The following is a 13,246-nucleotide window of genomic DNA, read 5'->3' as shown; positions in this document are numbered from 1 at the left end:
ATTGCCCCCTGTACAATACAGAGTTCAATCCTTATTAGCTGCTTAAATATGTGTCCAACTTTTTGGGTCCAGTTCATAGGAAGCCAGGCGGTTCTAGAAAAAATAATTTTTTAGCAACCATCCACCTTGCGGTAGCGGTTACTTAGGAGAGATGTTGATAGCATCTCTTCTTTTATGCATAAATATAATTCACTATAATTTGTTTGTATCATCATTATAACAAATGTGTCTGAAAAAAGCAACCCTCATTTCTAGATGTTGAATGAGGGTATTTGTGTATCTTGACATTTTTGTTAGATTCTTACTGAAAGGAGTATCTAAATGATAGCATAGTGTTTATGAAAAGAATAGATAGAAAATCTGTTGTCTTATAATCAACTAAAACTATGTAAATAATGTGTATTTATTATAAAAGAAAGCACCTTCAACTTAAAGGTGCTTTTGTAGCAACCATTTTACTTTTAATAGCACATAGATTGTATGTCTACTAATTTATTATAACATATATTTTGAGCTCATTAATATAAAGAATTTTATGGACCTTATAGGACTCGAACCTATGACCGGACGGTTATGAGCCGTCTGCTCTGACCCACTGAGCTAAAGGTCCAGTGGTACGACTAGCTTTCCACACTAGTCGTTGAGATAGGTAAGTATAAGAGTTGTAACATATTTTTATTTAAAAAGAAATGATTTTCGGATTCGAATGTCCAAATACTGGAAAAATTTTAATGTTGAAATTTATTTTATACATGTTTTTGTATGCTGTTTTCATAAATCTGCACATCTTCCCACATTTTAAATGTTTTCACATCAAATATTTCTTTTTCATTTCCACAAATTATAACAAATCCATCCTTTTCTTGTAATACTCTACCAATATCGCCATTTGCAAGTGGGATACTGGAAATATGTTGCACAGGCAATATATTTTTTTACTTATGTAATTGTCTATTGGCATTCCGACAGGGAAAGCCTTTGTTAAATCTTCGTTCTTGTAAGGAGTATCTATTGGATAAGGTGAGGTAGACATAATGGTAGTATTTGATGTACATCCAGTCAAATAAATAGACAATGCCCCAATGATGCCAAGTATGGAAATGCGTTTAAACATAAAAAATCCCCCTTATTTAGCTATTCAAAGAATCAACCAGCTTAGAATATCAAATAAAGAGTACATATTTTGTTGCTTTATGAGTGTCGTAAAATAAAAAGATTCGCTTTTTTTGTAGAAAAAAGAAAAAACGCAATCATAACGAAAGCGTCTCTTCTTTGTGGGTAAGCTACTTCACTATGTAACGACTAGAAAGGGATTCATGTCTAACTATATTTTATCACTTATTCACATCGACAAATATTGATAAAGTTTCACAATTATATTTTATTGTCAGCATTATATGAGCGATTCATTGTGAGAATAATAGATAAGTAAATAAGAATAAGGGAAGTTAGATACCTAGTTGAACGGATTCTTCTTGAATATACTAGCTATTTTGATGGTGGGATTGCTAGATTTTAAATTGTTTTTTTAATACATACAATTATTTATCAATAAAGAAGGTTGTGGATGAATAGGGGTTCTTAGCATATGCAGATGATATAATGAAGGTGTAAATTTACCGCATCAATTGGTTTTAGTGCAAAAATAATAAAAATATAAAAAAGAACGAAAGATTCCTAGCGGAATGGAACTTTATGCTGTTAAACCAAAGATTTCATTGATAAGATATATCTGCCTTTGGACAGAGTTCTCCCCTTGGAGAGTTTGTCCTTTTTTGATCATATACATAACTTCTATTTCAGCGATCATTTTTGTAGCCGTTCGCAAGGATTTCAACCCAAGCATATTCCAAATCCGTTTTTTGATAAATCGATGATCTTGCTCAATGATATTGTTTACATATTTTTTTACACGAAGTGGTATACCATACGGTATACATTTTTCTTCCTTTCGTTCACGTATCGCAAGAGGATAGGCCTTATCTCCATCAGCCGTTATCGAACGCGGTTTTGTGGCATGACAAGAAGCCAAGGCTTTCTTTAGAAAACACTTGGCGGCCTTCGCATCTCGTTTACGACTTAAATAAAAATCGATTGCGCGATATAAGTACATCTTTTCTCCTTTGATTTTGATGTATGTTTCATCCACTCTCCAAGAAGTATTGGTTAATTTCAAATGTGTTCGAATCCGCTCATTGCATTTTGGTCCATATGGATGAACCCAGCGCATAATGGTTGTATGGGCTAAGGAGAATCCTCGTTCTTCCATCATTTCTACTAAATCACGAAGGCTTAAGTTGTACCGTAGGTACCAACGTACTGTTAGCAAAATAATATCTGACTGGTAATGCGTCCATTTGAATATATTTTCTTTTTCCATACTGGTCACACACCTTTTTTAAGTAGTCGTACCAGTATAGCCCAGTTTGAGAAACCCTTTTCAAAACGGTTCCTTTTTTGCACCAGAACCGTACAGAAAGTATTTTATATATTCTATCACTTATTTTACATGGTGTAAGATTCTTTAATGGTAGGGTACAATTTTTATGATAAAAGCCAAAGAGTTAGACAGTTGAATATCCTGAAAAAGACGTTTTTTACATGCTGTTCTTTTCTAAAAATGCTAAAACTCTGTTAAATGTATCGAGTCCGGCTTGGGTATTCATTTTAAATTGAAATTCATGTGCTAAGTTTCCATATCTGTTTTTGTCAAAGAAAAGGCTATCTACAAAAACGCCTTTTCTTCGCAAAGCAGCTGCAAGTTCTTTTCCTTGATTTTCAAATGATCCCGTATTTCCATCTGTAATAAAAGTTGGTGGGTAATTTTCTGTCACATGATTTAAAATGGAAGCTATTTGTATTTCTGATGATGACTCCCAATTTTTTTTACCTACATAAGCCCAACCAGTGGTACGCAAAAAATCTTGTATTTTTTTAGTCGCTTCCATTTTGGCTAATGCAGGCATATGATAGGGGCCGCAAAATAATAATGAACCTTTTATAGTAGAAGATGGAACGATAGCCTGAATTTTCGCTAATTTCGCATACCTGGCCGATGTCTGGATCATAATAAATTGTCCGGAAATCTGTGCACCCGCAGAATCTCCAGCGAAATACACTTGATCCAAATTTATCTGGTATCTCTGAGTATTATTTTTTAGATATTTATAAGCTTCTCCCAATTGAATTACTGGCGTGGGATATGTATTTTTAGGGGCAAGGGCATAGTTGATGTTTACAACGGGATAACCATGAGCAGCTAATTCTACCGCGTAACCTGTAACATCAGCTTTATCGCCCCCAACAAAGCCACCCCCATGCATCCAAAAAATAACAGGTCGTTGCTTCATCTTATTTTTGGGATAAATAATATCTAAAGTTCCATTTGGAAAGTTAGAATTGTAGTTGATATCTTTCACAATTTTTGTTGCATTTAAAGCATGTTCGTAATGAATCGATGGAACGAACGTTCCTCCTTCAAAAGCCTTTCTAATCAAAAGTGCTTTTGGAACTGGCGAAAGGTTCCAATAAGCGATTCCAATAAGAGCTCCTCCTAAAAACACTATAAAAGTGATTCGGATACTTTTTCCTATACCGCTAAGTTTTGGTAGGGTCATTAGGCTTCTATATCTCCTTATTTGATATTTTTTCATATAGAAAGTATACATAGTATGTATTAAAATATTCTCCAACATACTTTCTACCTAGTTAGGGGGCACCATACATGCTCATCAACTTAAGGGTATACACAATACTAACTTTTTTGTTCATTTAAACGTAAGCTTCCCCACAAGAGAGCCAGTTATTCAATTTAAGTACGCCAAATAAACCTTAACTGGCATAGCCATCAAGTTAAAGAAGAATTGACTATTTCGTGTTCAAAATAGGTTTTTCTTTTTTATCTTCGGATTTGAATTTTTGTATTTTTGACCATACTTAAATAAGACTTACATATATTTTCTAAAAAAATGTAGTCTCATATTGATATTCTTATTTTAAACCAAGAATATTGAAAACCGTTGGTTTAACGCTTCTGTTGTGATACAAAGATTCATGGTTTCTTATAACATACAACATGGTTTTATCAAAGGGGTTATACTAATTTTGGATTCAAAAAAACACATAAAGAGATAAAATCTTGTACTTTCTATTTTCGTTTTCTTTGAGTAAATCTCGTTTCTCGTGCAAGGTCTTCTAGATAAGATGCAGAAAATGTCGTTGTAATTCAATTGTAAGTAATTGTAGATCTTCTATAATAGAGAGCTCTATTTTTGTCATGAAAAATCCTATTCTTTTCAATTAATTCTTAAAAGGATGGGAGAAAACATTAAAAAACATACCTACTTTTCTTAACCTGATGGCTATGACCCTAACGGGTTTCATTTTTTTCTTATGTAGCTTTCTGTTGCTTACTGCATTCACTATACTCATAGATAACACCAATGATATCAAAGACCGTTTTTTTCTCATAGCGATGAGATTTCCGTCTGTTTTGTTGCAGAAGGTGAAACAGGCGGATTAAAAACTTTGTTATTTCTTGGGTATTTTGTATGGATTGATAGAGGAGAAATAGATCGTCTTGAATCATTCCAATTGCTTTATATTTACTTAATTCTTTTTGCCTCTTCTGTAATAAAAGTTAACGTATTTTAAACATATTAGTAGAATATAAAAAAATAGAGATTAGTTTTCCGTATAAGTGGCACTCTATTCTTTCTTGTTTGACAGTGCGACAATAATCTATACCAAATAATGATTTCCACGTTTTTTAAAAATTTTTATCTGCCAGCGTAATGTATATAATTCATGTACTTGTTCCATCAGAACCCACTCCCAAGGTGCATTTGTCACATATACATTTAATCTCGCGACTAATTTACTTTTCTCTGAATAGGTTCTGTATTTTGACTTTTCTTTTTTGCAATTTTCTTTAGGCGTTTTTGTAATTGTGCCGTTGTTAAAAGATGAAAAATAAGACGTGAGAATAATTGCTGTTTATCGCCAATGTAAACTTGTTGATATGCTATCGTTCCTCCAGGTTTAAGTCGATTTAAAATCTGTATGACATTGACCTGCATGTATTCTGAGTGTTTTTTAATGAAACCATTTTTAAAATATTCCGGATTTTAATTTTTTACATATACATTCGTATTTAACTTTAACCTCGAAATATAATACGTACCACGTTAATCCATTTGATCTAAATCTTCTAATGAAGAATACCCTAAATCACGAATACATAAATCGTCTGATCGTAAGGTAACTCAACATGCTGTTCTGAATGTTTTATCATTATTTTTTCCAGAACCCACTTGAAAATTAAGAAATTACCCACTGTGTAAATCGTATTCTAATTGAATTTTAACCTCAGCTGTTTGCGCACAACCACTTGAACCAGGATATATATGCAATGTATTAGGTACCTGAAACAGGGTGGCATCCATGATGCGAATGCGTTTAAAATGAAGAAACAGTTGGTTAAAAACATGAGTTTGTTCACATATTTTTTGTTGTAATAACAAAGAAAAGATATGTTTTAAGAATAGAACTGATTTTTCATTAAATCGTTTATTTAAGCCCTCCGGGCTAAGTACAGTACCTGTAACTGTGTGAAGCCTACTACCTAATTGAACTAAGAACCTGTTTAGAATCTATGGTATAATCTGTACAAAAAAGGATATTTTCTATGATACATAATTATACAAGTAACGTTTCACGTGAACAGTTTGAACTTATTCGAGAAGATTTGGAAAACGCAAGAAAACGGACGCGTCCACGCACAGTTGATTTGTACGAGATATTTTGCGGTGTGCTATACATGCTTACCACAGGATGCCAATGGCGTAACTTACCAAGTGATTTTCCAAACTGGCAAACAGTCTATTTCTACTATCAGATTTGGCGGAAAGTAGACGAGAAGGGCATAAGTCTTCTTGAAGAAGTTCATAAAAAAATTGGTTGAAACCTATCGTGAGCAAGATGGACGTAAGAATCAGACAAGTTTCTGCATCGTAGATGCCCAAAGCGTGAAAAACACATGGATAGCTGGTGAAAAAGGCTATGATGCTGGAAAGAAAGTGTCAGGAATCAAAAGGCATATCGCTGTAGATACGAACGGTCTTATTCATGCGATTGAAATAACGACTGCGAATATAACTGATCGAGAAGGTGCGATCCAAATGTGCGAAAGGCATAAGAAAACACTGGGAAAAGTAACAAATATACTTTGTGATGGCGGATATACGGGGCCATCCTTTGCAGAATCCATCAAAGAAACGATTAATTGTTCGGTTGAAATCATCAAACGATCTGAACTTCACAAGTTTGTCGTGTTACCTAAACGCTGGATTGTGGAACGAACTTTTGCTTGGTTGGAAAATTATCGCAGACTGTGGAAGAACTGTGAACGAACACTTGAAAATAGCAGACAGAGTTGCTTATTGGCAGGTGTAGCGATTTTATTAAAAAGATTTTAAACAGGTTCTTAGAAATAATTATGCAACTATCTGTCATTCATTATAGATTTAGCTAGCTAGAGGACATATGTTTTCCTTATGATTCATCAACTGTGCTACCAATCGCGTAATATAATCATATGTTTTGAAATTCATCTAGAAGCTATTGTTTAATTTTTGGGGTATCTCCTTTAAAAAATTATAATTGAACATATATCTTACATAGCGCGGCACTAGAATACCCTCTTAATAATAAATGCAAAACTGGACCAATTATGTTATCAATAATAATAGTACCAGAAGAGAATTCGCTATTTATAGCGAATCCTTTTCTGATTTTGCGTAAATAATGATGAATGAAACGTTTGTTTAAAAAGAGTGTCTTGTATGCAATAGCAAGCTTGATATGTCAACGGGATTTCCTTGACGCGTATCTTCGTCAAATTTCTTAAGAGCTGATTTGGAATATGAGGTATGGGCGAAAGCGCCCATTGCAATCCATATCTAGTTAAGAAGAAACTCGATTACCTCTTTTTCACATATCATTCTATTCAGTTTCAGCTGTATGTTTCGTTTGCTCTTGTGTTCATATTCTTTTATCAGTTTATAAAAAGAAGAACGTTTTATTATGTGTATGGTGAAGAGAAAGGGCTTCAAATAAGGAGATAAATTAGGAAGAGAATTGCAGTCGCACTAGTAAAAATTTTAGTATCTTAAATAATATGAAAATAAACACCACAAGTAAGGGCCTGCGGTGTTTAGGAGAAAGCTATAAAAAGCGAGCATAAATGTTAGCATCTTTTATTTTACAAGAAATAATATACATTGGTATTGAGAAAGTTACTCTCTACATTCGAGATAACCTGATAGAATGTCTATACCCAGTACAAACTCGATGTTTCTTCTCATCTATCGCTGATTTTGCTACTTGAGCTTCATTTCATATTTTTGAACCAGTTGATAAAACATAGTTTTTGATACATTCGCTTTCTCCATTGCTTTCACTGCTGTAATCGCCCCAGTTTTCTAAATATCATATGTAGTGATAAATGCAGGTGTAATTTTTGCTTTTGGTCTAACAAGATGTTTTCCTTTTTTTTTGCTTAATCGATTCCTTCTCTTTGGCGTATTTTGATTTTTGTACGCTCTTCTTTTGCTAATCAAGAAAGAATTTTGAAGTACAGAATCGGTAATCGGTTTTCCAAAATTATCTTTAATTTAACAAAGGCGTGTCTGGGTTCTGTTGCAAAGTTTTTAAATAGACAAAACAAACCTAATTTAATATGTAAAATTTATGTCGTTTTAAATAATTGTTGTAATTCCTTGTATGCCGAAAAGACAGACTTTGATGCAAGAACCCGTCTTTGTTTATATATAGCCTGAGTTGTTTCAAATCCCTTTTATAGTACGAGAAGTATGACGAATGCTTTTGGAATCCAGAAGGTTGAGTAAATCGACGTTTCACATGCCGATAATCTTGTTCAATGCGGTTAATGAGATGTTTTAGGGTACAATGCTTCGTATGCTTGTAAAAACAATTGTTCAGCAATTTTTCGAACGCACAAAGTAAGGCTGGACCCTTGTCTGTAGTAAGAACCGTTGGTTCTCCAAAGGCTTTGACGATTCCCTTCATAAACATATAGACTGCTTGATAATCCCGTGTTTTACGAAGTTGAATATCTAAAGTATGTCCACCTTCATCAATTGCACGATATAGATAACACCACTCCCCTTTCACTTTGATGTAAGTCGCATCTAAATGCCAAACAGAGCGTACCTTTTTCCAGATTTGATAAATCAGAGTTCCATATTCATGGACCAAACACATGAGTGTTGTGGGATGAACGGATATGTCACGTTCATTTAAGATTCCAGAAATATCACGATAACCTAAAGAAAAACGACAATAGTACAGGGCAACTACCAAAATAATATCTTTCTTGAACTGTTTTCCTTTAAAATATCTCAACCGTCAAGCTCCTCAAATCATTTTTCTTACATTTTAATTTCGCTTAGAAAACTTTGCAACAGAACGAATTTATAGAATCATTTTTATAAATTAGTCGAATACAGCTCTACTTTTAATCATTTTGCTATGAATGGAATTCCCCTGACTAAGAAATAGGAAACCTTTTATTTTTTCAATAGGTTTCCTACATTCCTGCATAAAAAATCATACCAAAATGATAACGCCTTCATTATAATAGACAACGTGGGGAAAACTTATGAGAATATTTTACATATCTGTATTCTACAATTAAAAATGGTAACTACTCAGCTTAATTAGGAAAAAGGGCATACCAAATACATGTTTTTCATTCGAAAGCATGTAAAAGAAAAGACTCCAATAAGAGAAAAAATCTAGATTAAACAGAAAATTTCTCTTATTAAGTTGTGCGATTCCAAGGAACCGTTCCGGTTACTATAACCTGACCTATTGCTTGTAAGACAGATTGTTTTTGTTTTTTCATGGTACTCATAAAGATTCTTATCTGACAAAAAGATTCTGCGCCTTTCTTACTTCGGAAAGTTCCAGACACTTTCTGTTTGACTTTCGTCATTCGAATATCCCTTTCCGCTTGATTATTATCAAATGGAATGTCTAGATGTTCCAAGAATGCTAGGATTCTATCAGCATATTTGACGAAGCGATTCCATAAATTTTGAGCAGGCGTCTGCTTTCCTTTCTTTTTTAATTCTGCAGAAAAGACTGGTTGTTCTTTCAGTATGGCTTGATAGACAGTAAATAGATTCTGCTGCTTTCCCTTTGGCAAACTTCCTTTTTATTGTTTTTTCAGCGTTAAAGCTTGCGTTAGAAATTTCTTCATCTGCTGCGCCCATTTTTGCCCCGTATTATCTATAATTCCTTGCAAATCTCGTAAGAGATGGGCATTGCATAACACATGTCGACAATCTGTATACGCATCATAAGATTTCCAACCATCATGCATCGTAATTCCAGAAAAAGAGGGTAAAATTCCGCCCGCATCCATTGCTTCTTTTCCGCGCTTTTGATGAATATGTTGCAAGGTCACCTCCGGTGTACTAGCAGTATGTAACCATTGTGTTTTATTTTCTACTCGCATACCAATTTCATCAAAATGGACAACAGAAGACTGAAGGCTCTTGTCTTTTACTTCTTGAAGAAAGGGCTGCAATTGAGCCGAAAAACCGTGTGTATGATTGACTAACGTTCCTTCACTAATCGAATGCTCAAAACAATCTTGAAAGAATTCTTTCGTTCGTTTCAAAGAAAGACACCGATAATGCGTTAAATAGGGAATCAGTCTCTTTTTATTTGGACCATATTGAACAGGATGAGAGACAGTAGAAGGAAATTGTGATGCTTGGATAGAGTGGCTATGTGGGCATTCTTTTTGTGCCACTTTATGTTTCGCCACTTCTATTTGGATAGGTGGTAAATCATATACTTGGCGAATGCGGTATCCTGTTACAGGTTCGTGGTGTAAGGACGTGTGACAACAAGTACAATGCGTAGGAGAATAGGTAATTGTATGGTCCGGAGTTGTGGTCAAATGAAGCGTATGCCCTTTGTGGCCCAACTGGCCACGGGTTGAACGCTGGAATGATTTGCGCAAACTTTTTGTAATAGGTTTACGCAAACCATCTGTAGAAGGTGGTTTATGACTATTTGTAGAGTTTTTTTTGAAGCATGTTCTAGTTCTTGAATCCGTTTTTCTAACTTAGAAAATGTTTCTTCAAATAAAGGAATAACAGCTTCAGGTCCTTTTTTATATGCATCTAAAATGATTTTTCGATTGATCATCTCATTCACCCCCCTGTTTGATATACTCAGTATTTACAAATGGGAGGCATATGAAACCAGTAAAATTAAAAAAAGACACCAAAAGGTGGCTGAGTAGTTACTAAAAATGAAAGGTGTGGAAAAGATGATGAAAGGGTTATCAAATTTTACATTAGCTGCTTTAATTGGCTGCACCGCATAATGTATTTCGGAAAGCTAGATGGCTATGAAATTTTCTCAATATGTCATGTTTTGATTTTAATATAAACTTCTCTCTATTCATGCTATATCTATATCAAGGGGTTCTTAAATAGATTAGAAATAGATTAGAAATAGATTAGGAGGAACAAAATATGTCATTCAAAAAGAAATTAGGGGTAGGAGTGATTTCTGCCGCTCTAGGTTTATCTTTCATCGGTGGGGGAACATATGCCTATTTTAGTGATCAAGTTGTAACGAATAACACATTTACTGCGGGTACATTAGATTTAGCTATGCAACCTACTACTTCATTGGATTTAAACCAGTTGAAACCAGGAGATAAAATATTAAAAAAATTCAACTTGAAAAATAGTGGTACGTTAGATATTCAAGATGTTGTGATGAAAATAGATTATACGGTAAACGATGCTCTGAAAAATAATCAGGCAGATGATTTTGGTAAGCATATAAAAGTACAATTCCTTTTGGATTGGGACCCAGCAAAGAGCCCTGCTTATGAAACAACCCTTGCAGAACTAAAAGAACAAGGATCAGAAATCGTTTCAAAGAAAGTATTTGCATCCAAGTGGACGGAATCACGAGGATTACAACCTGGGAAAATGGATTGGTTTTGGATGAAGTTTATATTTGAAGACAATGGAAAAGATCAAAATATGTTCCAAGGAGATAGTATTGCTTTAAAAATGGAGTTTCAAGCGAACCAAACAGAGGGCAGAGAAAGATAAGATTTTAGGAATCATACATAGAAAAGTCATAATCAGATAGCTATATAGTGTGTTAAGGTATCATAATCGTATAGAGGTATTTGATTTTGCGAATTTCTTCTAAATCAACTTTTTTAAGGAGGAGACAACTTAAATATGTAAAACACATGATAGAACAAGATTATTTTTTTATGACAAGACTAATAAACACTATATTGGAATTCAAATCAAAGGTTCTAGTGCAAAAAATTGGAGGAATTGCAAGTAATCTTCTAAATTTGGACATACTGATACTATTACTCTATAAAAGGGATGGGATCAGTATGAAAAAGGACAATTTGTTTAAATGGAAGCATTACCAACCAGATATCATTCTACTAACTGTACGTTGATGCCTACGGTACAATCTAAGTTTTCGAGATTTGGTGGAAATCATGGAAGAAAGAGGATTATCCTTAGCTCATGCAATGATTATGCGCTGGGTCCATCAATACGGACCAGAACTGGATAAACGTATCCGACAGCATCTTAAAAAAATGATTCATGGCGAGTGGATGAAACGTATATTAAAGTAAAAGGGCAATGGATGTATTTATACCGTGCGGTTGATTCTGAGGAAAATACGATTGCCTTCTACCTCAGTAAAAGGCTCTGGTGCAAAAATAGTGGGTTTATGAAAAATGAACAAACGATTCCTAATGGAATTGAAATTTATGCTGTTAAACCAAAGATTTCATTGATAAGATACATTTGCTTTTGGACAGACTTCTCCCCTTGGAAGGTTTGTCCTTTTTTGATTATATGCATAGCTTCTATTCCAGCGATCATTTTTGTAGCTGTTTGCAAGGATTTCAATCTCAGCATATTCCGAATCCGTTTTTTGATAAATCGATGATCTTGCTCAATGATATTGTTTAAATATTTTTTCACACGAAGTGGTATACATTTTTCTTCCTTTCGTTCACGTATCGCAACAGGATAGGCCTTATCTCCATCAGCAGTTATCGAACGAGGCTTTGTGGTATGACAAGAAGCCAAGGCTTTCTTTAGAAAACGCTTGGCAGCCTTCGCATCTCGTTTACGACTTAAATAAAAATCAATCGTGTTTCCTTCGGAATCAATCGCACGATATAAGTACATCCATTGCCCTTTTACTTTAATATACGTTTCATCCACTCGCCATGAATCATTTTTTTAAGATGCTGTCGGATACGTTTATCCAGTTCTGGTCCGTATTGATGGACCCAGCGCATAATCATTGCATGAGCTAAGGGTAATCCTCTTTCTTCCATGATTTCCACCAAATCTCGAAAACTTAGATTGTACCGTAGGCACCAACGTACAGTTAGTAGAATGATATCTGGTTGGTAATGCTTCCATTTAAACAAATTGTCCTTTTTCATACTAATCCCATCCCTTTTATAGAGTAATAGTATCAGTATGTCCAAATTTAGAAGATTACTTGCAATTCCTCCAATTTTTTAAAGAAGAACCATTTTTTACAATAGTGAAATGAATATGAAATTGAACCCAGCTTTAAGATGTAATTTTTGACTATACTAAACTGAAATTCATATTTCACTATCATTAAGTGAGCATCCTTCGTAAGATTGAGGAGGAAACCAGATTTGTGAGAATTTGTAAAAAATCAGTTACATAGAAGCTATAAATAGTTCTTATAAAGAGGAGTGGAAACATGTAAACTTTTTAAGAGAGGAAATGCCATAGTAAATAATAAAAAAAGACCCTGATTGTTAACCAGGGCTTACGAAGTGTTGGTAAAAATCTATACAGACAGGATGTAATCTTATTGATTTAAATATAAGAGAATTTTAAATATTGTACTAGCACATATTTGTCTTTGTTTTTAGACAAATATGTATGGTTGTGAATGGACAATTACAACCATACACCGTTATTTATATGTTTATTCCTACATGAGAACGATTAATGTCTAATCTTATTTCTGCAGATTGTTAAGAAAGTGTCGTGCATTCTTGAAAGGCAAATTGTTTACAGCCTTTACATTTGGATGTCTCTAATTTTTGTAGTGCAAAATGCAATGCTAATCCTGTACGTGTGAAAAAGTGTAATTCTCC

Annotated in this window: 5 protein-coding genes, 1 tRNA gene and 5 pseudogenes; 3 read left to right on the top strand and 8 right to left on the bottom strand. The window is 34.1% G+C overall.

Going from position 1 to position 13,246, the window contains the following annotated elements:
• Positions 1-536 precede the first annotated feature (536 nt).
• From ACQRBL_RS28665 to ACQRBL_RS28645, 5 genes and pseudogenes are all read right to left on the bottom strand, one after another.
• Positions 537-610, bottom strand: a tRNA-Ile gene (locus tag ACQRBL_RS28665).
• Positions 611-841: 231 nt separating this feature from the next.
• A complete protein-coding gene (locus ACQRBL_RS28660) occupies positions 842-1,114 on the bottom strand; it encodes a hypothetical protein (RefSeq protein WP_411996773.1) in 273 nt (90 codons plus the stop codon).
• Positions 1,115-1,693: 579 nt separating this feature from the next.
• On the bottom strand, positions 1,694-2,380 hold the full coding sequence (locus ACQRBL_RS28655) for an IS6 family transposase (RefSeq protein ID WP_411996772.1): 687 nt from the start codon (positions 2,378-2,380) through the stop codon (positions 1,694-1,696).
• Positions 2,381-2,597: 217 nt separating this feature from the next.
• The gene (locus ACQRBL_RS28650; RefSeq protein WP_023523878.1) at positions 2,598-3,617 is read right to left on the bottom strand and encodes an alpha/beta hydrolase; all 1,020 of its coding nucleotides are present in this window, start codon (positions 3,615-3,617) and stop codon (positions 2,598-2,600) included.
• Positions 3,618-4,390: 773 nt separating this feature from the next.
• Positions 4,391-5,636, bottom strand: a pseudogene (locus ACQRBL_RS28645) (IS4 family transposase); the annotation flags it as partial.
• 50 nt (positions 5,637-5,686) lie between these two features.
• Here ACQRBL_RS28645 and ACQRBL_RS28640 point away from each other — a divergent pair.
• Positions 5,687-6,476, top strand: a protein-coding gene (locus tag ACQRBL_RS28640) for an IS5 family transposase (protein WP_099046439.1) whose coding sequence is annotated in 2 segments (ribosomal slippage) — positions 5,687-5,944 and positions 5,946-6,476 — 789 coding nt in all. Because the reading frame shifts where the segments join, the coding sequence is not laid out codon by codon here.
• Between the two features lie 1,271 nt (positions 6,477-7,747).
• Here ACQRBL_RS28640 and ACQRBL_RS28635 read toward each other — a convergent pair.
• A pseudogene (locus ACQRBL_RS28635) lies at positions 7,748-8,424 on the bottom strand (IS6 family transposase).
• A 418-nt stretch (positions 8,425-8,842) separates the two neighbouring features.
• A pseudogene (gene tnpC, locus ACQRBL_RS28630) lies at positions 8,843-10,242 on the bottom strand (IS66 family transposase).
• Between the two features lie 332 nt (positions 10,243-10,574).
• Here tnpC and ACQRBL_RS28625 point away from each other — a divergent pair.
• The gene (locus ACQRBL_RS28625; RefSeq protein ID WP_023523873.1) at positions 10,575-11,168 is read left to right on the top strand and encodes a TasA family protein; all 594 of its coding nucleotides are present in this window, start codon (positions 10,575-10,577) and stop codon (positions 11,166-11,168) included.
• Between the two features lie 302 nt (positions 11,169-11,470).
• Positions 11,471-11,793: pseudogene (locus ACQRBL_RS28620) on the top strand (IS6 family transposase); the annotation flags it as partial.
• 65 nt (positions 11,794-11,858) lie between these two features.
• On the opposite strand, the pseudogene ACQRBL_RS28615 reads toward ACQRBL_RS28620, so the two are convergent.
• Positions 11,859-12,550: pseudogene (locus ACQRBL_RS28615) on the bottom strand (IS6 family transposase).
• Positions 12,551-13,246 lie beyond the last annotated feature (696 nt).

The organism is Bacillus sp. AF62 (genome assembly GCF_050312695.1).
Classification (GTDB): Bacteria; Bacillota; Bacilli; order Bacillales; family Bacillaceae_G; genus Bacillus_A; species Bacillus_A cereus.
Note: the sequence above shows the minus strand (reverse complement) of the source record. Positions and strands in the feature narration are given on the sequence as shown.